22 protein-coding genes are annotated in these 22,675 nt (G+C 55.7%); 10 read left to right on the top strand and 12 right to left on the bottom strand.

The features are described 5' to 3' along the window. Positions 1–37 precede the first annotated feature (37 nt). The 6 genes from MTP36_RS00280 to MTP36_RS00305 form a co-directional block, all read right to left on the bottom strand. The gene (locus tag MTP36_RS00280; RefSeq protein WP_249252645.1) at positions 38–1,438 is read right to left on the bottom strand and encodes a site-specific integrase; all 1,401 of its coding nucleotides are present in this window, start codon (positions 1,436–1,438) and stop codon (positions 38–40) included. Positions 1,439–1,452: 14 nt separating this feature from the next. Continuing rightward, a complete protein-coding gene (locus MTP36_RS00285; RefSeq protein WP_006735272.1) occupies positions 1,453–1,758 on the bottom strand; it encodes a helix-turn-helix domain-containing protein in 306 nt (101 codons plus the stop codon). 369 nt (positions 1,759–2,127) lie between these two features. Continuing rightward, entirely contained in the window at positions 2,128–3,474 is a 1,347-nt protein-coding gene (locus MTP36_RS00290) for a DNA primase family protein (protein ID WP_006735274.1), read from the bottom strand. Then, positions 3,437–3,892, bottom strand: coding sequence for a CHC2 zinc finger domain-containing protein (locus MTP36_RS00295; protein WP_256466533.1), 456 nt, complete (start codon positions 3,890–3,892; stop codon positions 3,437–3,439). Before MTP36_RS00295 ends, MTP36_RS00290 begins: the two co-directional genes overlap by 38 nt. A gap of 189 nt (positions 3,893–4,081) precedes the next feature. Continuing rightward, a complete protein-coding gene (locus MTP36_RS00300; protein ID WP_249252666.1) occupies positions 4,082–5,644 on the bottom strand; it encodes a relaxase/mobilization nuclease domain-containing protein in 1,563 nt (520 codons plus the stop codon). Beyond that, on the bottom strand, positions 5,607–6,053 hold the full coding sequence (locus tag MTP36_RS00305; RefSeq protein ID WP_249252677.1) for a plasmid mobilization protein: 447 nt from the start codon (positions 6,051–6,053) through the stop codon (positions 5,607–5,609). Before MTP36_RS00305 ends, MTP36_RS00300 begins: the two co-directional genes overlap by 38 nt. A gap of 1,115 nt (positions 6,054–7,168) precedes the next feature. Between MTP36_RS00305 and MTP36_RS00310 the strand changes: the two genes are divergently transcribed. From MTP36_RS00310 to MTP36_RS00345, 8 genes are all read left to right on the top strand, one after another. Beyond that, positions 7,169–7,897: a GntR family transcriptional regulator gene (locus MTP36_RS00310; protein ID WP_249252679.1), complete on the top strand. Its 729-nt coding sequence runs from the start codon at positions 7,169–7,171 to the stop codon at positions 7,895–7,897. Positions 7,898–8,162: 265 nt separating this feature from the next. Further along, positions 8,163–8,585: a PTS sugar transporter subunit IIA gene (locus tag MTP36_RS00315; protein WP_173015401.1), complete on the top strand. Its 423-nt coding sequence runs from the start codon at positions 8,163–8,165 to the stop codon at positions 8,583–8,585. Next, positions 8,582–9,049, top strand: a complete 468-nt coding sequence (locus MTP36_RS00320) for a PTS sugar transporter subunit IIB (RefSeq protein WP_015565016.1) — start codon at positions 8,582–8,584, stop codon at positions 9,047–9,049. Before MTP36_RS00315 ends, MTP36_RS00320 begins: the two co-directional genes overlap by 4 nt. A 31-nt stretch (positions 9,050–9,080) precedes the next feature. Then, on the top strand, positions 9,081–9,890 hold the full coding sequence (locus MTP36_RS00325) for a PTS mannose/fructose/sorbose/N-acetylgalactosamine transporter subunit IIC (RefSeq protein ID WP_055186626.1): 810 nt from the start codon (positions 9,081–9,083) through the stop codon (positions 9,888–9,890). 15 nt (positions 9,891–9,905) lie between these two features. Further along, complete coding sequence (locus MTP36_RS00330) at positions 9,906–10,742, top strand: PTS system mannose/fructose/sorbose family transporter subunit IID (protein WP_015565014.1); 837 nt, start codon at positions 9,906–9,908, stop codon at positions 10,740–10,742. A gap of 87 nt (positions 10,743–10,829) precedes the next feature. Then, a complete protein-coding gene (locus MTP36_RS00335; protein ID WP_055186628.1) occupies positions 10,830–11,813 on the top strand; it encodes an SIS domain-containing protein in 984 nt (327 codons plus the stop codon). Positions 11,814–11,893: 80 nt separating this feature from the next. Further along, positions 11,894–12,520 (top strand): HAD family hydrolase, encoded by a 627-nt coding sequence (locus MTP36_RS00340; RefSeq protein WP_249252681.1) that lies wholly within the window; start codon positions 11,894–11,896, stop codon positions 12,518–12,520. A gap of 1 nt (position 12,521) precedes the next feature. Beyond that, entirely contained in the window at positions 12,522–13,415 is an 894-nt protein-coding gene (locus tag MTP36_RS00345; protein WP_217285565.1) for a YitT family protein, read from the top strand. A 140-nt stretch (positions 13,416–13,555) separates the two neighbouring features. Here MTP36_RS00345 and MTP36_RS00350 read toward each other — a convergent pair whose 3' ends face one another. The 6 genes from MTP36_RS00350 to MTP36_RS00375 form a co-directional block, all read right to left on the bottom strand. Next, positions 13,556–13,804, bottom strand: a complete 249-nt coding sequence (locus tag MTP36_RS00350) for a DUF6061 family protein (protein ID WP_249252683.1) — start codon at positions 13,802–13,804, stop codon at positions 13,556–13,558. Positions 13,805–14,351: 547 nt separating this feature from the next. Further along, the gene (locus tag MTP36_RS00355) at positions 14,352–15,740 is read right to left on the bottom strand and encodes a site-specific integrase (RefSeq protein ID WP_249252685.1); all 1,389 of its coding nucleotides are present in this window, start codon (positions 15,738–15,740) and stop codon (positions 14,352–14,354) included. 15 nt (positions 15,741–15,755) lie between these two features. Next, on the bottom strand, positions 15,756–16,049 hold the full coding sequence (locus tag MTP36_RS00360) for a helix-turn-helix domain-containing protein (protein ID WP_015537114.1): 294 nt from the start codon (positions 16,047–16,049) through the stop codon (positions 15,756–15,758). 24 nt (positions 16,050–16,073) lie between these two features. Further along, entirely contained in the window at positions 16,074–17,048 is a 975-nt protein-coding gene (mobV, locus tag MTP36_RS00365; RefSeq protein WP_249252687.1) for a MobV family relaxase, read from the bottom strand. Between the two features lie 191 nt (positions 17,049–17,239). After that, a complete protein-coding gene (locus MTP36_RS00370; RefSeq protein WP_249252697.1) occupies positions 17,240–18,556 on the bottom strand; it encodes a DNA primase family protein in 1,317 nt (438 codons plus the stop codon). 73 nt (positions 18,557–18,629) lie between these two features. Next, complete coding sequence (locus tag MTP36_RS00375) at positions 18,630–19,325, bottom strand: CHC2 zinc finger domain-containing protein (RefSeq protein ID WP_249252705.1); 696 nt, start codon at positions 19,323–19,325, stop codon at positions 18,630–18,632. Positions 19,326–19,741: 416 nt separating this feature from the next. Between MTP36_RS00375 and MTP36_RS00380 the strand changes: the two genes are divergently transcribed. Both MTP36_RS00380 and MTP36_RS00385 read left to right on the top strand, forming a co-directional pair. Beyond that, the gene (locus MTP36_RS00380; protein ID WP_112091428.1) at positions 19,742–20,557 is read left to right on the top strand and encodes a helix-turn-helix domain-containing protein; all 816 of its coding nucleotides are present in this window, start codon (positions 19,742–19,744) and stop codon (positions 20,555–20,557) included. A 586-nt stretch (positions 20,558–21,143) separates the two neighbouring features. Then, on the top strand, positions 21,144–22,457 hold the full coding sequence (locus MTP36_RS00385; RefSeq protein ID WP_249252712.1) for a nucleotide sugar dehydrogenase: 1,314 nt from the start codon (positions 21,144–21,146) through the stop codon (positions 22,455–22,457). Positions 22,458–22,675 lie beyond the last annotated feature (218 nt).

The following is a 22,675-nucleotide window of genomic DNA, read 5'->3' on the forward strand; positions in this document are numbered from 1 at the left end:
TGCACAGCGTGTATTTTGCTGCACAAAAAAGAATCTTTTACGCGAAGAGTACCCGCGTCAGCTCGCGGCGTTCCTCTGCGTCCATCTGCCGGATGGCTTCAAGGATCATTTTACCTGTGATTTTTGTTGCCGCCGGCGTTTTGTTTTCCGGGGGTTCCTGCGGCTTCGCACCTGCCACATCCTGCGAGTAGAAGTCGGCTTCGATCTTCTCAGCCAGCTCCAACCGGGGCTTGTCTTGCGTGTGGGCGTAGGTGTCCATCAGGACGGTGGCAGTTGCATGGCCGGTGTTGCCCTGCACCGACTTGAAGTCACCGCCAGATTGCAGCAGCTGGTAGGTGGCACTGGAGTGGCGCAGACCGTGGAATACGATCTTCTCAAACTCCGAGTGCTCTGCCCGCCACATACGGTACCACTTCGTCAGAACGTCCGGTGCAATGGGTAAGCCGTCTGGTAAGCGGAACAGCTGACCGCAGTTGCTGTACTTTTCCGGGGCGCTCTGCTCGTCCTGCTTCATCTTTTCCAGCCATGCCAGAAGCTCCTCTTTCAAGGGCTTGGTCATATACAGGAAGCGGTTGGACTTTTTGGTCTTAGTCCGCTTGAGGATCAGCGAGGACTTGCTCCCCTCCCGTCTGTCCGGGAAGGTGTGGTAGATCTGGGTGGGGTCAATCTTGGACAATGCGACCTTGTCGGCACGCTGCAGGGCTTTGTTCACCGAGATGGTTCCCCGTCCGTCTGCTGCGTCAAAGTCCAGATCACTCGGCTGTAAGCCGAGAATCTCACCCTCTCGCAAGGAAAGGATCATGCTCATGTGCACAGCCAGATGCAGAGCGGGATTCTCGATGGTCTGCAGCGCCGCCAACATGGTGCGCTCATCCCAGATGGTGCGTTCTTCGGTGTTGATCTTGGGGGCTTCACGGGGAGTAGGCGATTTGTGGATCAGATCCCAGTCAACGGCATACGAAAAGGCAGTTTTCAGGAGCGTGTGGACTTCGTGAATGGACGTGCTGGATAACAGCCGCTTCTTCTGATTTTCCGTCAGCTCCTGCTTTTCACCGTGAACGTACTGGCCGCAGGGGGTCTGGCTCAGGGTGGCGTAGAACTGCTCAATGTCGTAGGTGCGGAGGTCTTGCACCTTCCGCTTTCCGATATACGGCACGATGAGGTTCTGCACCATCGCCACAGATTGGGTGTAGGTCTTGGGAGACCACTTGTGTTTGCTGGACTGAATGGGGATCCACTTGTACAGCATCTCCTCGACCGTCATGGTGTCGGGCACGAGGAAGGTGCCGTCCAGCAGTTCCTTCTCCACCGTGATCTTGCGCTCCTGCGCTTCGGCCTTGGTCTTGAAGGTTTCCCAGCCCTTGCAGGGCTTGCCAGCATGATCTTTGTAGTTGTATCGGACGGAATACGTGTTGCCACGTTTCATAATAGATGCCATAGATGTTCCCTCCCTCAGACCGCTGCAAACCAATCATCGAAGCTCTGCTTGCTTACCCGGATGCTGGTACCGAGGCGGATCACCTTGAAATCTTTCGTGGTGTTGCACAGATTGTACGCAGCACGGTTGGAGATCGCCAACAGTTGGGCGATCTCCTCCACCCGGTAAACGAGCGGGGCGTGTCGGACAGTTTTGCTGGTCTGGTCAGAAGGTTCTACGGCAGGGGTTTCGGACAATTTCATTGTAGGGGATTCGGGCGCGATTTTCAAGTCCTCACGGGTCAGTTTAGCGGAATTTTTGCGGACATTCGTCATAGGCATGTCTCCTTTGCACTTCTCCAGACCCGGCGCAGTTCCGGTTGAGCTGCACCCTGTGGGCCGGTAAATATGTAAGGGCCTGCCGCTCCTGACCCGAAGCAGCAGCCCAAAACGTGCGAGAACTTGAATTTACGCGCCCCATGCGCCCCAAACCACACAAAAGTACCTTTCTGTGTTGATTTTACAGGGCGCATGGCTGGATGGATGCGCCCCAAGAGGGCGCGTCCGGGTTTCTCTCCCGCCCCAAAGGGCATTTTGCCGCCCTGCATCCGCCCGGAAAGGGCGGATACAAACCCGGAGAAAACAGCGATAACAGGTAAAAACCGCTGATTCGGGGCGCGTGGGGCGGGAGATTTTCACTTTTCGTGTGTTTTATGCCGCAGCAAAGGCGGGGTGGACGCATACGCCCCGGAAGCCGCGGTACTTCCCCTCGATGTGCTTGGAAAAGGTCAGGCCATACTTCCCCGCATTTTTCAGCAGGAACTGGCTGAACTTCTTTTGCGGAACAGGCGATTCCAGATTATCCTCGCACCACTTGGTGTAGGCGCGGTAGAGATAGGTGGAGCGTTCCTCGGTGTCGGGCTTGAAACGGACATACGCCGTTGCCTGCATGAACTGGGTCAGGTTGTCGCTGTCCGCCATGGCTGCTTCGAGGTTCTGGATGGAGCGCTCGCTGATGGTAAACTGATAGCGGTTCGCCAGCAGACGGTGCAGCCCCTCCAGCATCCACAGCAGGATGCCGGGACGCTCCTCGGACAACTCTTCGATGAGGAAGGGGTTATCCACCCGGGCAGGGTCACGGTCTTTCACCGTGATGAGGATCTGCCTGCGCCAGAAGCCGTCGCTGTCATCGTGAGCAGCCACAAGGTTGCCATTGCCGAAGCAGATGAAACGAACGTACAGCAGGCCTTGGACAGCCTGCTTATTCTTTCGCTCAATGCACAAACGGTCCTCGGCGGTGACGATGGACTTGATGTTCCGTGTTTCGGGCAAAGCCACCATGTTCAGGTCGTCATCGACCATGACCAGCTTATACTCCAGATTTGCACTGGCAAAGCGGTTCGTTTCGATGCGGAGGATGGATTCGGAGTGAGAGGCTTCCCCGAACAGCTTCTTCAGCAGCAAGCCGATGCGGGACTTCCCCTCGCCGCCCTTGCCGGTCATGACCAGCATCTTCTGCGCCTTGGTAGACGGGATCAGGAGATAGCCGAGATATTCCTGCAAGGTCAGAATGTCCTCCGGGATCAGCAGACCGTCCAGAAATTCCAGCCACTTGGTCGGTGCGGGGGCATCGGGCTGGTATTCCACGGGGAGCCGGTTCAGGCAGAGTTCCTTCTCCGGCACAAAGCCCCGTTCATCCAGAAAGTAAGTCCCGTTCTGGAGATGGATGCGGTCAAGCTGGGGTTTCCATTCAGGAGTATAGGTTTCGATACGGAGTGCGTCCAGAACCTGCTTTTCCTTCTTGGCAAGGTTGTCGAGCACAAAGTCACGGAGGTCGCTGTGGACTTCGTAGAGCAGTGCGTCCTCGTCTACCTCGCCGTTCTGGTCAAACAGCTTCTGTTTCAGGCACATCATGGGGTGCTTCTCTAAAAGGTACTGGCAGTAAGCGGTTTCACGCACTTTGCCCTTGCTGTCTACCCAAGGGCATTCGCATTCTTCCTCTTCTTCCAGTTCGTCCTCATCACGCCAATCTTCGTTCCTCTTTTTCCAGTCGCTCATGCAATCCCTCCCAATACTTCCGTAGCTCGTTTTCGGTCTGCAGGTCCGGGAGCACCGAACAGTCCAGATAATATTCAACGATGTCAAGGTTCTTTATCGCTTCAAGAAAGCAGGGGTGAAGTTCTTCTGTGGGTGACTGCGGTGCATATCGGACCCGCCAACGCTGCAGACAGCGGTAATAGTCCAGCAGCTGCTGCCGGACGGTGGGCGGTCTGCGGGGAGCAAGCCGCACCTTGCCGTCGGCAAGTGCCATGCCGAAGTCCTCCTTCAACTTTTCCACAGCCTTGTAGGGAGAAAGTTGAAAAAGTTTGCCGACAAAATCGATCACATCGCCATCCGCCTGACAGGCGAAACAGTGGAAACGGCTGTCCACCTTCATGCTGGGGTGTTTATCCCCGTGGAAGGGACAGCACATCATACCGTTTCGGTTTACGGCGAAGCCGTATAGCTCCGCTGCCTGCCGGGTCGAGATGGCGTTCTTTACGTCCGAAAAGACAGAGGTGCTACCCTCCGTCCCAATGGGTGGGGTACAGGCGAAAGGACGAAGCCCGGTGAGGGGCGTGGGTGAGGTTGGGTTTATTCACACATCGATCCGTCAGAGTGTTGTTCATTTGACCTCCTGCTGCGGTACGGCGTGGTTGCGCTCTTCCTTGCGGAAGAAGGCATCCACGTTTTGTTGTGCGGTGCGGAGTTCACGCAGTTCGATCTGCGCTTTCTTGTAACGGGTGTAGAAACCGTTTTTCTCCGAGGAAAGGGTCTGATATTCGGCATCCAGCTTTTTGAGGTCCGGTAGTGTCCTGAGCCCGTTGGCCTTGAAATAGGCGCAAGCGGCCTCGTACACAGCAAACTCTGCACGGTGCTGCTCCTTGAACTTGGCGGGGTTCCGCACAGTCTGGAGCTTCTGTGCAAGAGGCTTGTACTGCCGATAGACCACAAGATGCCCGCGCAGCTCCTTGAGGGAGACCATGCGGGCATCCAAGTCTTTGACCACCGCCAGTGCATCGTCGTGCTGGGTTTTCAGTTCGACAATGCGCTGGTTCAGGGCATCTTCGCTGAGCAGCTTTTTCTCCTGCAGGAGACACAAGGTCTGCGACCAGCGTTTGAGGTTGAACTTTTTCGCCCAACGCTCATAGCCGATGCCCTTGCCCGCAGCAACGTTTGCCTGAATGTCAACCAGTTTCCTGATCTTATCCGGCTTCTGTTCGCTGGCGGGCTGGATGATGGCGGCAAGCTGGATGTTCTGGGAGAGGGCGGTCAGCACCTGCTCTTTTTCCAGCTTCTTGCTCAGTTTCTTGGCTGTGATGAACTTTGTCCGGCCGGGCGGGCAGTAGCTCAACCGGCCTCGGCTCTCCTTCACGGCGATGCCGTGTTCCTGCATGAGCAATGCAGAAAATTCCTCGAAGGTGGTGGTCTTGTTCAGCACAACGTAGATCTGCTTTCGCAGCTTGTCCAGCTCGGTCTGGTAGACGGTCTGGGTGGGCTGCTGCCCTTCGGCGGCAAGTTTGGCGTTGGCATGGTCGAGGCGGCGTTGTCCGCGCCGCTGCGCCCAATACTCGTGCTCCGAAACATGGTCGCCTTGGGCTTCCAGCAGATTGATCTGGTTCAGGTCGGCTTGCTCGCACATCTCCATGACAGCGACACGGAGGTGCCGGAGCATGGCAGAGGTGCAGCGGTGCTTCTTGCCCGCTTCCCAGTCGCACGGCTTGTCCATGAAGGGCTGCCGTTCCACGGTGCGGACGCGCAAGCTGCCGATGACGATGTGGACGTGGATATTTCCCGCACTGTTGTGACCGTCCGGGTGGGTGCAGACGATGGCGGGATGACCGGGGAAGTTGTCCTTGCAGAACTGCAATCCAAGGGCTTGCGCCCGTTCCATGGTCAGGCCGTTCTCTACTGCGTCCTTCGGGTCGAAGCTGATGATATAATGGTGGGTCTTCACGTCCTCCCGCCTGCCGTTCTTGCCGTACTTGCGATTGGCAATCAGGCAGGCCATAGCAAACGAAGATTCGCCGCACTCAAGAGTGTCGAGCAGGTACGAATCCCGTAGCTTGGGTCTGCCCTTCTCGTCCAGAATGGGCAGACCAGTGTACTCGTTGTGCTGAAAGGTGAGATAGCTTTCGGCGGCGGCGTAGTTAGAGTTTTTCGAGCTTAAATGCTTGATGGTTGCCATACAGTTCACCAACCGTTTCTTCGACTTTCAGCCGAAAGTTCGTGAGTGCGGACAGTTCCTCCAGAATTTGCGCCCGGAGCTGCTCGGTGTCTTTGCCGCCGGAGTTGAAGTGCCGTGCAAGCTGGTTGAGGTTGCTGCCCACCTTGCTGCACTGAGCAGACAAGGCGGCAAGCGCCGCCAGTGCATCCTCGCCGCCCTGCGCCACCACAACGGTGTGCTTGACGTTCACGCCGTACAGGACGCGGCGGACGAGTTCGGATTGGGTGAGGTGGAGTTCTTTGCAGGCGTATGCGATCCGCAGTTTTTCTTCTGCGGTCACTCGGACTTTGATGATGTGTGTCTTTCGTTTTCGCGGCGTGTCATTGCGGTTCTTCTTTGCGTGTACGTTCGGACTTTTCATTTCAGTCATATTCGACCTCCTGTGAAAATGATAAATGCCCGCTCCGGGATGGAGAAGGCTATGTAATGCGACACGCCGCTTTCGCACCAACGGTGCGAAGCTAGAGCAGGGTTTGGGGAAGGCACTCCCCAACAAGACCGCGGTTGCGCAGCAACGAAAGCCCCAGTGGGGCTTTCGAGTGGCAGCGCGGTCTGCGACAGCAGATGGAGGAGTCTCACTCCGACAAGTGCTAGACTATGTGGACAGCAATTTTTCAAGCATTGAAAATTTGTGGCCACAGGTCGATACTTGCTTTCGCCCTTTCCGTGCAACACTGAAAATTTCAGAAGTCGAACCGCAATGCACGTTGAAAATTTTGCAGAGCAAAACGTGTGAAAAGGCAAAGCCCCTGCTCATGGTCACCGTTCACACCGAACGCAGTTCCTGCCCCTGTTTTGCAGCGGCGTTGTCCGGCTCGCCCACAGAAAGTGTGAGGTCATGGCGCAGTATCTCGTTCAGACGGCTTATGTAAGATTCAAGGTACAGTATGAAGAAAGCCGGGCGCAGTGCGGACACTACAACCTGCTTCTTTCAAGCACAAGAATAACACCTTGCAGTTGTGCAGTCAACAACTAAAAGCAAATTTTGGAAGATTGAACAACTACATAAGATTTTATTTGTGAAAAAGAAAAATACCGCCCACGCAGCGCAGCGATGATTTTGTCGGATGAAGTAAGCGGCAAAATAGATCGGGTGTGTTGCGGGGCGGTAAAAATCTTCATAGGGAATAAATCCTCGCCGCTCTGTACTTTTCTACAAAATTGGTGGGATTTGCGATAAAGGGTATCATGGATTGCGGAGCACGTCAAGATGGTTTTGCAAATTTTATTGCAGTAAAGCAGTGATAGTAGGACTTATGAAGCTGATTGAATACTTCTTTTATGGCATTGCGCGGTGTTGCTTTTGGATTCTTCCCGGCAGGGCACTGGAAAATGAGGTGCCCTGCGCAGCGCGGCACGTCCGTCACCTCGCACAAAAAACGAACCGCAAGTTTTACTTGACAATTCGCAGAATATGCACTATCATAGCCATAAGATGAATATAATGTTTATAACGATATACTCAATTTGAGAGTGAGGTATTTCATGGCGATCAATGATAGTGCTGTCGTCCCGCTTTACCAGCAGGTAAAGGATGACATTCGTGCCGCGATCGAGAGCGGCAAGTACAAAACCAACGAGAAGATCCCCCCGGAGCCGGAACTGAGTGCAGAGTACTCGGTCAGCCGCATCACGGTGCGCCGTGCCGTGGAAGAGCTGTGCGCCGAAGGGTATCTGGTCAAAATGCAGGGGCGCGGCACCTTTGTCAGTAAGCCCCGCATCCATCGCAAGTTTACCAGCGGCAGAGGTGCTGCCAGCTTTACGGAGACCTGTAAAGAAAACGGCATGGTGCCGGGCGCCCGGCTACTGAACCGTCAGATCGTGCCGGTGCGTAAGGATGAGGAAGCCTTCTTCCATGTAGGCCCGGAAGCCTTGCTCATCTATATCCAGCGTCTGCGCACCGCCGATGGTCAGCCGATTTTTCTGGAGAACCTGTTCCTGCCTTATGAGCCTTATAAGAACCTGATGAGCGAGAACCTCAATGATGTTTCCATGTTTGACACCATTGAGCGCATCTCCGGGCTGCGCCCTGCGACGACCTCTTGCCAGCGTATCGAGGCGGTACGGGCTTCGGCAGAACAGGCACAGCTGCTCAACCTTTCGCTGGGCGAGCCGCTGCTGTATCTGAACGCCTATTTCCATGACCAATATGACCACCCGCTGTGCATCGGGCGGCAGTATTACATTGGAAGCCGGTATATGTTTGAGTTTTAAGGGCAGTATTCTGTCCCCCAAGAGCGTCTTTTCCACCCGGAAAAGACGCTCTTTTTGTCGTTCCAAGGAGAATTGTTGGTGAAACTGCTAAAATATAGAGGAAATGCTTTGTGCACTTTACCAAAGTAAAGATTTTTTTGGAAAAACCTCTTGACGTCTGCGTGAAATGTGGTACTATGTACATGACGATTATGACGTCTATAATGAATAGGATGATACAGACGCCGAAGAGATGAAGGAACCACAAGAAAGGTCGTGGATGCGTATGAACCGAATCATTCTTGCTTCGCACGGAGGGCTGTCCGCCGGAATGAAGGACACCGTGCAGATGATCCTTGGCGAGTTGCCGAACCTTTATGCCCTTGCCACCCTGCGGGATGAGACCGAGCCGATCACGGTGGCGGCACGCCGGCTGCTGGAGGGCTTTGCAGCAGAGGATGCTGTGTACATCGTGACCGATGTGATGGGCGGCAGCGTGAACAACGAGATGCTGACCCTGCTGCCGGAGTATCCGGCGGTGCACCTGATCTGCGGCATGAACGCTTCTCTGGTGCTGACCCTTGCTTCCAACGACGAAGCCCTGACACAGGACGAACTGGCCGAGTGCATTGCAGATGCCAAGGCGCAGATCATTGATTGCAATCTGCTGCTGAAAAACGCAGCCCAAGATGAGGAGGATGACCTATGATCAAATTAGTACGTCTGGACTACCGTCTGCTGCACGGTCAGGTGGTGTTCTCGTGGACCGGCCATGTGGGCGCACAGCGCATCATCGTGGTGGACGATGACGCCGCCAACGACGAGATGAAAAAGTCCGCCCTGCTGCTGAGCAAGCCCGCCGGTGTCCGGGTGAACATCTTCACGGTGGACAAAGCCATCGCCAAGATGCCCAAGGTGGAGCAGCTGGACGAGAAGATCATGATGATTTTCGGCAACACCGCTGCCCTGCTCAAGTTCTGTCAGGCATACCCCAAGATCAAAGAGATCAACTACGGTGCTGTGGCCAACAAGCCCGGCTCTGTGGCCTTTGACCAGTCGGTATTCCTGACCCCGGAGGAGCAGGCCGACACCCAGAAGCTGCTGGATATGGGCATTAAGATCTACAGCCAGCAGACCCCCACCTTTAAGGTAGTACCCATCGATCACACCTGATCGTAAGAAAATAAGAAGGAGGAATTGACCCATGTTTGTTACCGCACTGCTTCTGGGTCTGGTTGGCGTGTTCTGTATTCTGGACTCGCGCATTCTGGGCCGCATGAACTTCGAGCGTCCGCTCATCACCTGCACCATCGTCGGTGCGCTGCTGGGTGATCTGCAGACCGGCCTGACCCTTGGCGCATCCATCGAGCTGATGAGCCTTGGCATCGTGAACATCGGCGCAGCAGCACCCCCGGACATGAACATGGCTGCCATCATCTGCGCAGCTTTTGCCATCCTGACCGATGCTTCTGCCGAGACTGCACTGGCACTGGCTATCCCCATCGCGGTTCTGGGCCAGATGCTGGGCGTGCTGATGCGCACCATCCTGTCCAACCTGACCCACGTTGCCGACCACGCCATTGCAGAAGGCAAGTTCCGCAAGGCATGGAGCATGCACATCGTCTGGGGCACAGTGCTGTATAGCCTGATGTACTTCATCCCCATCTTCCTGTCCGTCTACTTCGGCACGGATCTGGTGCAGAAGATCGTGGCTTTCATCCCCGCATGGCTGACCGATGGCCTGAACCTCGGCAGTAAGTTCCTTACCGCTTACGGTATTGCCCTGCTGCTGTCCACCATGCTCAACCGCGACCTGACCGTCTACTTCCTGCTGGGCTTCTTCTTTGTGGGCTACCTGGGTCTGGATATCACCGCTGTGGCGATCTTCGCCGCAATTCTGGCTGTGATCCTGACCGGTCTGAAGTATGGCAAGGGCGCACCTGCCGCAGCCGCTGCCGGTGCAGCTGCTGCCAACCCGGACTACGACCCGCTGGAAGATGACGACGATCTTTGATAGGAGGAAGCTGAAATGAGCAACGCAACCAAGACTGCAAAGCGCAGCGACTTCAAGAAATACTTCCAGTTCATGTGGCGCTCCCTGAACATTCAGGCCTCCTGGAACTACGAACGTCAGATGAACATGGGCTTTTTGTACGGCATCGCTCCCACGCTGGACGAGCTGTACCCCGACGAGAACGACCCCGAGCAGCTGGCGCACAAAAAGGAAGCCTACGAGCGCGAGATGGCGTTCTACAACTGCACCCCGCAGACCAGTGCCTTTACGCTGGGTCTGGCTGCTTCCATGGAGGAGCAGTACGCCGCCGACCGTGAGAACTTCAACCCGGAGACCATCAACGCCGTCAAGACTTCGCTGATGGGCCCCCTGTCCGGTGTGGGCGACTCCTTCTTCCAGGGCACTGTCCGCCTGATCGCTTTTGGTCTGGGCATCTCTCTGGCACAGCAGGGCAGCGTTCTGGGCCCCATTCTGGCTATGATCATCTCCATCGTCCCCTCTGTGCTGGTCACATGGTTTGCCGGTAAGCTGGGCTACACCATGGGCAGCAAGTACCTGACCAAGCTCAACGGCGGCATGATGGACAAGTTGATGTACGTCTGCGGCATCGTAGGCCTGATGGTCATTGGTGCCATGGTGGCAAGCATGGTGGGTTTGACTACCCCCATTACCTTCGCAAGCACCGGTCTGGTGCTGCAGGATGTGCTGAACAGCATTCTGCCGAACCTTCTGAACCTTGGCATCGTGATGCTGATGTACACCCTGATCCGCAAAAAGGTCAAGACCGGCTGGCTGCTGGGCATCTGCATCGTGGGCGGTGTTGCCATCAACGCCCTTGGTCTGTTGGTGTAACCGGGTTTCCGGCTTACATAGATATCCGTACGCCTGTAATTTGTGATTCATCAGAACAAAAAGAAAAATAATTTGGAGGATTGCATTATGTATAACATTGATCTGGCAAACGTCAAGTCCATCGTGGCAGACATCGTGGCAAAGCACAACGTGGAGAACGTGGCCTTTGTTGGCTGCGGTGCTTCCAAGGCAGAGCTGTACCCCGCAAAGTACTTCCTGGCAAACTGCAGCAAGAAGCTGCGTGTGGCACACTACACCGCCAACGAGTTCAACTACGATACCCCCGATTGGCTGGGCGACACCACCGTGGTCATCACCGCTTCTCTGGGCGGCAGCACCCCTGAGACCGTCAAGGCCAACAGCGTGGCAAAGGCCGCCGGTGCAACCGTTGTCAGCGTTACCCACGCTGCCGGTTCTGCCCTGACCAAGGAAGCTGACTACACCATCGTTCACGGCTTTGAGGCAAACTACGCTGCCAAGCTGGAGAAGATGGGCTACGTTCTGGCACTGGCTGTGGAGATCCTGCAGCAGGTGGAAGGCTTCGACAAGTACGACAAGATGATCGAGGGCCTGACCAACGTGTTCGAGGCTGCCGAGAACGCTGCCAACTCTGCCCGCAAGTCTGCCAAGGAGTTCGCTGAGAAGTACAAGGACGCTCCCGTCGTCTACGTCATGTCCAGCGGCGCTTCCATGGAGGTCGCTTACTCCACCTCCATCTGCCTGATGATGGAGATGCAGTGGGTCAACTCCGGCTCCTTCCACAGCGGCGAGTTCTTCCACGGCCCCTTCGAGATCGTGGACAAGGACGTGCCCTTCATCCTGCTGATGAACGACGGCAAGACCCGTCCCGTGGATGCCCGCGCACTGACCTTCCTGCACCGCTTCGATGCTCTGACCACTGTTGTGGATGCAAAGGATTACGGTCTGGGCAATGCTGTGGACAGCAGCGTCATCACCTACTTCAACCCGATGATGCACACCGCCGTGTTCCGCGTCTATGCTGAGGAGCTGTCCTACGTCCGTCAGCATCCGCTGACCCTGCGCCGCTATATGTGGAAGCTGGAGTACTAAGCGATCGACTGGGATCAATAGACCCATGCTTGGGGGAGGGGCTTGCCCCTCCCCTTTTTTGATGAAGAGGGAAATGAAGAATGATTGAAGCAGTGATTTTTGATATGGATGGGGTGCTGGCAGATACGGAATATTACTACGAGAACCGCCGTAAAAACTTTCTGCTGGAAAACAGCATCCCCATCCCGGAGGGCAACTTCATCGGCTCCAACGAAAAAGCCATCTGGGAAGCCATTGTCCCCAACGACCCTGTGCGCCGTCAGGAGATGCTGATGGCTTACCGGGAGTACCGCAAGGCTCGCCCCACCCCCTACGGCAAGCTTACCGACCCGCAGGCAGAGCCGCTGATGAATGCGCTGCGCAGCCGGGGGCTGAAGGTGGCGGTGGCGTCCTCCAGCGCAGCACCGGATATCATGAAGATGCTCACGGAGGGCGGTTTGAAAGCCATGGTGGATTTTGCTTTCAGCGGCGAGGACTGCGCCGCCCATAAGCCTGCACCGGACATCTATCTCAAGGCGCTGAATGCACTGGGGCTGACGGCAGACAAGGCCATTGCGGTGGAGGATTCTCCCACGGGTATCGCCTCCGCAAAGGCGGCAGGATTAAAGGTTCTGGCACTGAAGCCCCGCCACGGCGAGCCGCTGGACCAGTCCGCCGCAGACTGCATCATTACCCAGCTGATGGATGTAAAGGAGCATCTGGACTGAGATGGAAGCGATCAAGAACGGCCTGCGCAAAAAACTGACCCCAGCACAGCTGTGGAGCGGCGCACGCTTTTTTCTGCTGCTGAATCTGGGACTTATCATCTATGCAGTAGCACTGAACTTTTACTGTGCGCCCAACCACTTTGTATTTGGCGGCACCACCGGTCTTTCCATCGTTCTGGCCACCTGCTTTCCGGCTCTGAGCGTCAGCACCTTTATGTGGATCACCAATGCGGTGCTGGATGTGCTGGGCTGCGTCTTTCTGGGCATAAAGACCATGGGTTGGACACTGTACTCCTCCTTCATGCTCAGCTTTTATTCCAGTATGTGCGAAAAGATGTTTCCCGTGTCGCAGCCTTTGACGGATGATACTCTGCTGGAGCTGTGCTTTGCGGTGGCGCTGCCTGCCATTGCCAGCGGCATCGTATTCAACATCGGGGCATCCACCGGCGGCACCGAGATCGTGGCGATGATCCTGCACAAGTACATCAAGGTGGAGATCGGCAGGGCTCTGCTGCTCAGCGATATCGGCACGGTGCTGTTTGCGGCTTACCTCTACGGCCCGCAGACCGGGATGTACTGCGTGCTGGGACTCATCGGGCGCAGCACCATCGTGGATACAGCCATCGAGAGCCTGAATCTCCGCAAGGTGTGTACGGTCATCACCTCAAGGCCGGAGCCCATCCGGCATTTCGTTACGGAAACACTGGGACGCACAGCGACCCAGCAGAACGCCACCGGCGTGTACACCGGCGAGCCCCGCACCATGATCATGGTGGCGCTGACCCGGCGGCAGGCAGGGCTGCTGCGGGATTTCCTGCGCCGGGAGGACCCGGAGGCCTTTCTGACCATTGTCAACTCAAGCGAGATCATCGGCAAAGGGTTCCAGTCCATCTGAAAACGCAGAATGCCCGCCCACTGTGGCTTTTCCACAGCTGGGCGGGCATCATTATATATGGTAAATGGTTATTTACGCTGAATTTACGCTGAGAAACGCGCGCCGCGCGATTAGCGGTTTTACCGCGCGTTTTCTGTGGCTCAATCCTCCGGCCTGCCGTGGTCGCATCCCAGCGATAAATAACGCCCCATCTCCCCTCTCAGCACCATCTGTGCGTACTCCAAGGGCTTGTTCCACAGCAGCCAGTCCAGCTCCGCCCGCTGTGCCGGGGCGTTTCCGTATTCGTCCTCCACGGCGATGCAGTCGATGGCAAGAGTGGTGCCATCCTCGAACCGGGCTTCCACCCGGCTGGTGTCCATATTGTAGCGGCAGGAAAGCAGTTTGTTCATGGTGAACCTCATTTCTATATCAAACGGTGTCTGTTCGGATGTCCTAAACCCTGTCATAGAACCGGTGTGTCATGTAAGATTGTTGTTTGGATAAAACTGGAAGATTTTGCACAATAAATACCGTTGAAATCCAGCTTTTGGGGCTGTGCGAAACAGCCTGTTTTGCCGGGCTGATTTTAGCTCTGCACACTTTTGCACATTTTCTGCACATCGCAAGGATGGATAACAGGTGCAAAGGCTTGCAAGCAATGCAAAGGATGCAACAGAATAACAACGGCAAAATAACGGTGATTCGATTAAAATGACGTTTTAGCGTCAAATGATGAAATGGACAAAATGTGCCATTCGGTTCCTACGAATCAGTAGGCCGGGGGTTCGAGTCCCTTCCATCGCACCAGAAAATGCCGTGAAATCGAAAGATTTCATGGCTTTTTTGTTTTATAAGCCATGGCTGCACGGTTTCTGCACGGTTTTTGCACGGTCGGTGTTATCCATGTCCGATTATGTAGGGCGCTGTATTGCATTGCAATCAGTGCCCTTTTTTGCATCAGGTGAGCAGGGCCAAGCGGAGCTTTGCCTTCATTTCCGGGTCGGCATCCTTGAGCAATTCCAAAAGAGCCGTCATGGAGATGGTGGGTTCGCCTGCGGCGGGTACAGCCTGCGGGCTGGGGATGTCGGGCTTGGCATAGAAGCCGCTTTCAAACTTCTTGCCCAGCTCCACACGGGAGGACTGCTGGATATGGGCGTAGGTGTTCACCAGCATATCCGCACTGGCGTGTCCTGTGGTCCCCTGCACCGCCTTGATGTCGCCGCCGGAGATCATCAACTGATAGGTGGCACTGGAATGCCGCAGACCATGAAAGACGATGCGGGGGAACTCCGGGTGTGCGTCCTGCCATTTCAGGAACTTCTTGCGGATGAGCACCGGCTCCACCGCCAGACCGTTGGGCAGTCGCAGCAGCATCCCGCTGTTGCGGTACCGCTCCGGGTCAAGGGCTTCTTCCCGCTTCAGCCGTTCCAGCCATTGCTTCATCTCCTCCCGCAGGGCGGCGGTCATGAAGATGGTGCGGCAGGAGGCTTCGGTCTTGGTGTCCTTCAGGATGAGGGAGGTCTTGCTGCCCTCCAGCTTGTCCGGGAAGATGCGGAGGATGCAGCCCTTGTCCACCTGTGCCAGCGTGTCCTTCTGCACTCGCTGCATGGAACGGTTGACCGTGAAGGTGCCCATGCCGTTGGCAGCATCAAAGTCGATGTCCTCCGGGGTCAGACCCGCCACCTCCCCTTCCCGCAGCGCACCCACCAGCGTCAGGTGCACCGCCAGATGCAGGATGGGATCCTCCATGCTGTCCAGCGCTGCCCGCATCTCGTCCACCTCCCAGATGCTGCGCTCTTGGGTGGTCTTTTTGGGGGCTTCCACCGGGACGGGGCTTTTGATGAGGATGTCCCACTCCACCGCCAGCAGAAAGGAATTGTGCAGAAGCTGGTGGACCTCATGGAGGGTAGTGCCGGAGAGGGTGCGCTTCTGCTGCTTGGGCGAGAGGTCTCGCCGCTTGCCGCCCACATACTGACCGCAGGGGGTCTTGCTCAGGGTGTCGTACAGGGCTTCGATGTGGTAGGGACGCAGCTTCTGCATCTGCATCTCCCCGATATAGGGGATGATGAGGTTCTGGATGAGCGCCAGATTGGACTGGTAGGTCTTGGGTGCCCACTTGTGCTTGCTGCACTGCTTGGGCAGCCAGTCCATCAGGAACTCTGCCACCGTCACCGTGGACGGGATCAGGAAATTACCGGTCGCCAGCTCATGCTCGATTTGTTTCTGGCGTTTCACCGCCTCCTCTTTTGTGGGAAAGCTCTCCCATTTGTCGCAGTTCTTGCCGTGCTCGTCCTGATAGGTGTAGCGGACACTGTAAGAGCTGCCGCGTTTCGTGATATATGCCATAGATTTGCCTCCTTATCAAGCTGCCCGGTAGAGCCACGCATCGAAGCTGTCTTTCGGGATGCGGATGCTTCCGCCCGCCCGCAGGACACGGAACTCGGTGGTGCTGTTGCACAGGTTGTAGGCGGCACGCTGGCTGATAGCCAGCATCTGTGCGACCTCCTTCACCGTATACACCAGCTTTGTGGTCTCAGGGCTGTTGGTCGGAGACTTGACGGCATTGGTTCGAGTGACCACCTCCATTGTAGCCGGATTCGAGTCCGACTGCAAGAACTTTTTCGTATAATCCAAAGATTTCACATTCTCGTACATTTTATTACACATAGGCATTGCTCCTTACTTATCATGGCGCATTGCAGGCTCCTGCGTGCGGTCCTCATAAAATCGAATGACCTCCGGCGGGATGCTGTCCAGCGTTTTCAGGGCGGCTTCATAGTCCTGCCGCAGCTTGGCATCCTCCAGACGCTTCAAGACGCTCCCTTCCGTCGCTTTGTCCAGCGAGGCAGAGAGCGTCTTGTTCTTCTCTTTCAGCTTTTCGTTTTCGGCGGCGGTCTTGGTGAAGGCTACGTTGTACTTTCGCAGCTGGTCCTTCATCCGTGCCACGTTGGGGATATAGCTGTCCAGCACCTTGCTGATCTCCGCCGCACGGCTCTTGCCGTTGAAGGGGTTGATACCCACCAGCAGGGCATCCAGTTGCTCCTTCTGCTTGGTCAGTTGGGTCATCTCCTTGAAGATGCGGGGCGGGATGTGCTCTCGCCCAGTCTGGCTGGCGCTTTCGCCACGCTCCAGTTCCGGATACTGCTTGACCATGTGCTGCCAGAACTCGTCCTGCCACTTCACAAGGTTCTTGCGGTTGCCGATGATCTCTTTGGCGCTCAGCCGCCCGTCAGCGGTCAAGGGCACAAAACAGAGGTGCAGGTGGGGCGTTTTCTCATCCATGTGGACAACGGCAGAGAGAAAGGTATCCGGGTGCTGTCTGCCCTCCAAAAATTTCAGGGCGTACGCAAAGTACGCCTTGACTTCGCTGTGCGTCTTGCCTTTGAAAAACTCCGGGCTGGCGGTGACGAGTGCTTCCACCACTCGCACGCTGTCCTTGCGGACACGGCAGTGGGCGGCGGCTATCATGCGGTCGGCTTCTTCCCGGTACCTGCCCTGTGGCTGCACCAGATGGAGGTTGTAGCGGCTCCGGCTCGTGTCGATGTCCGGGTTGCTGGCGTACTGCTCCTTGGTGCGCTCGTTGTGGGCTTCGATGGGGCTGATTGCTGGCCCCTTATACTTTTTGAACCTTAAAATGCCGTATTGGGCTTTCATAGATCACGCTCCTTCTTGAGGTGTACAAAAAATCTGTACGGACTTCAAATAACCTGTACGGTTCGTACGGTGTACGAAAATCCGAAATTTAAACGATACCACGTTTTAATTTGCGACGATTTGCCGTACAGGTGCGTACAAGTACAGACCGTACAGGTTGTACGAACTTCTTCTGTGAAAAAATGCACTTTTTACGGGCAGGGGTGGACAAGCGGCTCAATGCCCACGAAACCACGCACCCTGCGGCCACCGGGCAGGTAGATGTTGTTGGTGGCTTCAAGGTTGTAGCGGCGGTCATTCTGGCGCAGTTCTGCGCTGAAACGGATGGCCGATACGCTGTGACAGGCGTTGTCCTCGCACCACTGCTTATAAATGTCGTAGAACTCCTTGGAGCTGATGGAGCAGTCTGCCTTAAAGCGGAAGTAGCCCTCGGATTCCATGAAGTCGATAACATTGTTGCTGCTGCGTTTGATGGTGTCCACGTTGGCGGCGGCTCGTTCGCTGACCGTGAAGCGGAAATCGTTCTGCACCAGCCGGTGCAGCCCTTCCAGACACCAGAGCAGGATGCCCTCCAACTCGGCGCACATCTTCTCCACAAGGAAAGGGTCGTCCGTGCGGTCGGCAGGCTTGTCCTTGGTGGTCAGGATGAGCTGGCGGCGAAAGAAGCCGTCCGAATGGTCATACAGTGAGGTCAGCGCACCGTTGCCGAAGCAGAGGAACCGGGCGTAAATGTCCCGCTGGTAACTCTGGACGCCCTTGCGCTCCAAGTCCAGTTTGGCCTCGGCGGTCACGATGGTCTTAATATAATTCGTTTTAGGCAGGGCATTCATGTCCATGTCATCGTCAATCATCAGCAGGCGGCGTTCCAAATCGGCACGGGCAAAGCGGTTGTTCTCCACTTTCTGGACGCTGCCATTGCTGGCGGCATCTCCCATGAGCCGTTTCAGCACCAGTCCGATGCGGGACTTGCCCTCGCCGCCCTTGCCAACGATGAGCATCATCTTCTGTCCCTTGGTGCTGGGGATCAGGCAGTAGCCCAGATATTCCTGTAAGGTAGGGATGTCGGCTTCGTCCAGCAGCTCGTGCAGGAAGGTCAGCCAACGGTCAGGGGTGGCGGCTTTGGGGTCATACTTCACAGGCAGGCGATTCTGGCAGAACAGGCGGCTCTCCTGAAAAGAGCCATCCGGCAGATGGTACACGCCGTTCTGGAAGTGGATGCAGTCCTGTTCGATGGGGAACGGGTCAGAAAAAGCCAGCAGCTTGATGGTCTCCAGAATGTTGGTGACCTTTTTGGACAGGCCGGAGGTGACATATTCCTCGATGTTCTCCAAGATGCGCTGTTTGATCTCGCTTTCGTCCTCCACCGGGCCGTCCAGCGTGTACAGCGTTCCGTTGACGCATTTCAGCGGCCACTGTTCCAGAAAGGCACGGCCAAACTGGACTTCGTCAATTTTCTTGCCGTTGTACCAGTCCGGCCATAAGGGGTTGCGGGAAATATTTTTCTTCATAGGGTGGTTCTCCTTTAGAAAAGTGAAGTGGTGGGTCTCACGGTGAGACCCACCACTTCGGGTGAATAAATTATCAGGCGCACTTCGCCAGAGCAAGGCGGTCGATGCGCTCTTCCAGCATCAGCAGGTACGACCCGGACAGCAGCTGTGAGGCGGCAGCGGCCTTCTGCTGGGGCGTCCCAAATGCAACGCAGTCCGTCAGGTGCTCGATGGTCTCGGTCATGTGGAGGGCTTCTTCAAACCGTGGGTCATGCGGTTCTTCCGGGCTGGCGGGCTTGTAGCGCTTTTGCCAGTCGTGCAGCAGGTCAAGATAATCGGTCAGCACCCGCAGGCAGTAGGCGATGTCTGCCCACTGCTCGTCAGTCAGGCCACGCTTGGGCGGCGGCAGAGCGATGGCATTGGCGGGCGGCTTGTCCGGGTCAAGCCAGAGCTTGTCGGGGCGGGGCCCCTCCATCTTGCTGACGCAAGACCGCTCTGTCACTTGCAGTCCCCACTGGGGACTGCATTGCTTCGCAAACGCGAAGTCATTTATCAGCTTCTCGGCGGCTTGCCGGGGGTTCAGGTCGAACAGCTTGGCGGTGAGGTCGATGGCATCTCCGTTGGCTCCACAGCCGAAGCAATAATAATAGGTGTCGTTCAGCTTCATGCTGGGGTCGCTGTCGGAATGGAAGGGACAGCACACCATGCCATGGCGGTCGGGCTCCATGCCGTACATCTCTCCCACCTGCCGAACGGTGATGGCGGACTTGATCTTTTGATATAAACTCAAAATTTCTCCTTTGGTCAAAGGTTTTGGTACGAATCAATTTGATCCCTGCCACGTTCAAAGCCGGTCTCCCTTGCTGCCTCCCGACAGGAAATCTTTTTGGACTCTGTGTCGGCCCCATGCAGGGCGCTCGCTCCCCCGATGGGAGGTCTTGGCGGTCTGGGCAGTTCGGACGGTCATTCTGTTCTCAAGGTTCTGTTATGAAAGATATTTCAGAGGGCTTTCGCGGGAAGCCCTTAATATGTTCGCTGCTGGGGAGTTAATATGTTTTCTTTCTGTCTATAGGATAGCACCTCCATGGCCGCTGTGCCGTATATCCATAATGTCGGAAAACAGGTGCAGAAACTGCAAAATTCCACGCTTATGGACAGGAACCGCTGGAAGTGGTATACTGTGCAAAAAACATCGGAGGTGCGACCATGAACATCAAGCTGACACTGGGAGAACGGCTCAAAGACCTGCGTGTGGAGCGGAATCTGAAGCTGGAAACGCTGGCAGAGCAGACGGGTCTGTCCAAATCGGCACTGTCGAAATATGAGAGCGACGATGTGACCGACCTCAGCATTTATGCGGTGACAACGCTGGCTGAGTTCTATGGCGTGACCACGGACTACCTGCTGGGGGTGACGGAAAACAAAAAACGCCCAGATGCAGTCCTTTCGGACTTGCATCTGAGCGATGGCGCAGTGGACGTATTAAGGAATGGAAAATTCAATCATCGGCTGCTGTGCGAACTGATCGTGCATGAGAATTTCCGGCGGTTCATGACCGATCTGGAAATCTATGTGGATGGATATGTCAGCGCAAACATTCAAAACCTCAATGCTGGTCTGGAAGCGACCCGGCAAATGCTGAAAAAGAAGTATGCAGCAGATGAAAATGATCTGTACATGAGCACCTTGAAGCTGGGGCAGATCGATGAAGATGAGTACTTTGGCCGGGTCTTGTATGACGAGTTGGTGGCTATCCTGAAGAACATCAAGACGGAACACCGCAAGGACAAGACCACTTCGGATGGTGCAATGATCGACAACCTGATGAAGGAACTGGAGGATGCACAGAAACTTGAAGGGTCTGCGGATGAAAAGAAGATCCGAACGGCATTGAAGGCGATCGGCATCAACTACGATAAGCTGACAGAAGATGAAAGAAAGCTGATAAAGAAGATTCTTTATAAAACGGCAATGCTGAAACCGGGGACACTTGCAGGCAACCGGGGCAAGCACAGACGTTGATCGTTTTCCCTGTGCCTTATAGGGGAAAAACGCTGCTGCGGCAGGACGGGAGAACGTACACCATTGGTTCCTCTGCAAGCCTGTGCTGGGTGGGCAAAGACCGTCAACTGCCACGCCCATCCGCGCATCCTTCTGCCGCAGAACAGGTGCTTGCCGGAACCTCTCGCAGCCCCTTTTCCGCGTCAGCCGGAACCAAGGTGTAACACACTAGACTTTGCAGGCAAAGTCGTGTGCCAAAGGGGTGCTGCCTCTCGCCTGTCGGCTCGGTCAGGTGCTTCAAAATGCGCTGCATTTTGAGGTCGCCACTGGCGACCCGCACCCCTTTGGAAACCCAAGAGAAACGCCCATCAACTGCGCTGCTTGTCCTCGGCCAGTGCGCTGATCCGCTTGCCCATGGCCGTGACAAGAGGAACGACGAGCGCATTCCCTGTATGGAAGTAATGTGATGTTTAAAAAATGTCTTGCGGCATCTGCAAAAAAGCGATATAATGAAAAAAATACAGCGTTTAAAAAATTCAGGAGAACATGAGGTAATAATCGGCTCTATCAAAAGGTACCAAGTGATTCGAAACGGAGGAACTGTAAAATGAGTTATCAAACAGAAGCTTTTGAAGGCAAGCTGGCTGTGGTCGGTTTGGGCTATGTGGGCTTGCCGCTGGCAGTTGCCTTTTCGGAGATCATGGATGTGATCGGATATGATGTTGATGCACAGAAAATTGCACGTTACTGCAAGGGCGAGGACGTGACAACAGAAGTGGGTGATGCAGCTGTTGCGGCCAGCTCTGTTCATTTTACAGCAAAGGAAGCGGAGCTCCGGCAGGCGGATTTCGTCATTGTGGCAGTTCCGACGCCGATCCACCCGGACAATACCCCGGATCTGACCCCGGTCATTTCGGCCAGCCGTACGGTGGGGCGTAACCTGAAGCTGGGCGCAACGGTGGTCTATGAGAGCACGGTCTACCCCGGTGTGACAGAGGAGCTCTGTCTGCCGATCCTGGAGCAAGAAAGTGGATTGAAGGGCGGCACAGACTTCAAGATCGGATATTCGCCGGAACGCATCAATCCGGGCGACAAAGTCCATACGCTGCGCACCATCCGAAAAATCGTTTCGGGCATGGACGCGGAAACACTGACAAAGGTAAAGAGCGTCTACGACAGGATCATTGACGCCGGTACCTTCCCGGTCTCCTCCATCAAAACTGCTGAAGCGATCAAGCTGGTAGAAAACAGCCAGCGGGATATCAATATAGCATTCATGAACGAGGCGGCGGAGGTCTTTGAAAAAATTGGAATCGATACCAACGAAGTTGTGGACGGCATGAACACCAAGTGGAATGCACTGGGTTTTCGCCCGGGGCTGGTGGGCGGCCACTGCATCGGGGTGGATCCCTATTACTTTATTTACAAGGCGCATCAGGTGGGCTATGAAAGTCAGATCGTGGCAGCCGGCCGCAGAATGAACGATTCCATGGGGCGCTTCGTGGCAGAGATGGCGGTAAAAAAGATGGTGCAGGCCGGGCTTGCACCGGCGCAGGCCCGTGTGGTGATCCTTGGGTTCACCTTTAAGGAAAACTGCCCGGATGTCCGTAATACCCGGGTGGCCGACATTGTACATACTTTGGAAGAGTACGGCATCTGCCCTGTTGTAGTGGATCCCTGTGCAGACAAGGCGCTGGTACAGAAGGAATATGGCGTTGCGCTGACCGATTTGGAGCAGGTGGAAAACGCCGACTGCATTCTGCACGCGGTGGCGCACCGGCAGTTCCGTGAAATGGGATTGCCCGGACTGATGGCACTGTTCCGCCCGGATGGCGGGGCAAAGCGTGTGCTGCTGGATGTAAAAGGCGAATGGCCGGTGTCGCAGTTGAAGGAGCTTGAAATTACATGGTGGAGAATGTGACGAAACGCAGACGGGTCCGCAGCCTGGCGCTGCTGGGCGTTCTGCTGGGTCTGTGCATTGCGGCTGCAGTGGTCTGGCTGCTGTACTACCACAATCGCACCTATCTTTCGGATGCCGTAGCGAATGTGGACGGCACCATCGAGACGGGAAGTAATGCGGTGGAGCTGGCGCTGAAGGGTCTGAGCGAGAGTGCCCCGGCTGATATCATTCAGGGCGCT

The sequence above is a fragment of the Faecalibacterium sp. I4-1-79 genome (assembly GCF_023347235.1).
Classification (GTDB): Bacteria; Bacillota; Clostridia; order Oscillospirales; family Ruminococcaceae; genus Faecalibacterium; species Faecalibacterium tardum.

What these genes read in the sequence shown, in the direction of transcription:
- MTP36_RS00290 (WP_006735274.1), bottom strand. Translation starts at nt 3,474, where the DNA reads ATGAGCGACTGGAAAAAGAGGAACGAAGATTGGCGTGATGAGGACGAA.
- MTP36_RS00285 (WP_006735272.1), bottom strand. Translation starts at nt 1,758, where the DNA reads ATGCCTATGACGAATGTCCGCAAAAATTCCGCTAAACTGACCCGTGAG.
- MTP36_RS00295 (WP_256466533.1), bottom strand. Translation starts at nt 3,892, where the DNA reads ATGATGTGCTGTCCCTTCCACGGGGATAAACACCCCAGCATGAAGGTG.
- MTP36_RS00360 (WP_015537114.1), bottom strand. Translation starts at nt 16,049, where the DNA reads ATGTACGAGAATGTGAAATCTTTGGATTATACGAAAAAGTTCTTGCAG.
- MTP36_RS00330 (WP_015565014.1), top strand. Translation starts at nt 9,906, where the DNA reads ATGAGCAACGCAACCAAGACTGCAAAGCGCAGCGACTTCAAGAAATAC.
- MTP36_RS00370 (WP_249252697.1), bottom strand. Translation starts at nt 18,556, where the DNA reads ATGAAGAAAAATATTTCCCGCAACCCCTTATGGCCGGACTGGTACAAC.
- MTP36_RS00350 (WP_249252683.1), bottom strand. Translation starts at nt 13,804, where the DNA reads ATGAACAAACTGCTTTCCTGCCGCTACAATATGGACACCAGCCGGGTG.
- MTP36_RS00340 (WP_249252681.1), top strand. Translation starts at nt 11,894, where the DNA reads ATGATTGAAGCAGTGATTTTTGATATGGATGGGGTGCTGGCAGATACG.
- MTP36_RS00310 (WP_249252679.1), top strand. Translation starts at nt 7,169, where the DNA reads ATGGCGATCAATGATAGTGCTGTCGTCCCGCTTTACCAGCAGGTAAAG.
- MTP36_RS00325 (WP_055186626.1), top strand. Translation starts at nt 9,081, where the DNA reads ATGTTTGTTACCGCACTGCTTCTGGGTCTGGTTGGCGTGTTCTGTATT.
- MTP36_RS00300 (WP_249252666.1), bottom strand. Translation starts at nt 5,644, where the DNA reads ATGGCAACCATCAAGCATTTAAGCTCGAAAAACTCTAACTACGCCGCC.
- MTP36_RS00335 (WP_055186628.1), top strand. Translation starts at nt 10,830, where the DNA reads ATGTATAACATTGATCTGGCAAACGTCAAGTCCATCGTGGCAGACATC.
- MTP36_RS00345 (WP_217285565.1), top strand. Translation starts at nt 12,522, where the DNA reads ATGGAAGCGATCAAGAACGGCCTGCGCAAAAAACTGACCCCAGCACAG.
- MTP36_RS00320 (WP_015565016.1), top strand. Translation starts at nt 8,582, where the DNA reads ATGATCAAATTAGTACGTCTGGACTACCGTCTGCTGCACGGTCAGGTG.
- mobV (WP_249252687.1), bottom strand. Translation starts at nt 17,048, where the DNA reads ATGAAAGCCCAATACGGCATTTTAAGGTTCAAAAAGTATAAGGGGCCA.
- MTP36_RS00280 (WP_249252645.1), bottom strand. Translation starts at nt 1,438, where the DNA reads ATGGCATCTATTATGAAACGTGGCAACACGTATTCCGTCCGATACAAC.
- MTP36_RS00380 (WP_112091428.1), top strand. Translation starts at nt 19,742, where the DNA reads ATGAACATCAAGCTGACACTGGGAGAACGGCTCAAAGACCTGCGTGTG.
- MTP36_RS00315 (WP_173015401.1), top strand. Translation starts at nt 8,163, where the DNA reads ATGAACCGAATCATTCTTGCTTCGCACGGAGGGCTGTCCGCCGGAATG.
- MTP36_RS00305 (WP_249252677.1), bottom strand. Translation starts at nt 6,053, where the DNA reads ATGACTGAAATGAAAAGTCCGAACGTACACGCAAAGAAGAACCGCAAT.
- MTP36_RS00385 (WP_249252712.1), top strand. Translation starts at nt 21,144, where the DNA reads ATGAGTTATCAAACAGAAGCTTTTGAAGGCAAGCTGGCTGTGGTCGGT.
- MTP36_RS00355 (WP_249252685.1), bottom strand. Translation starts at nt 15,740, where the DNA reads ATGGCATATATCACGAAACGCGGCAGCTCTTACAGTGTCCGCTACACC.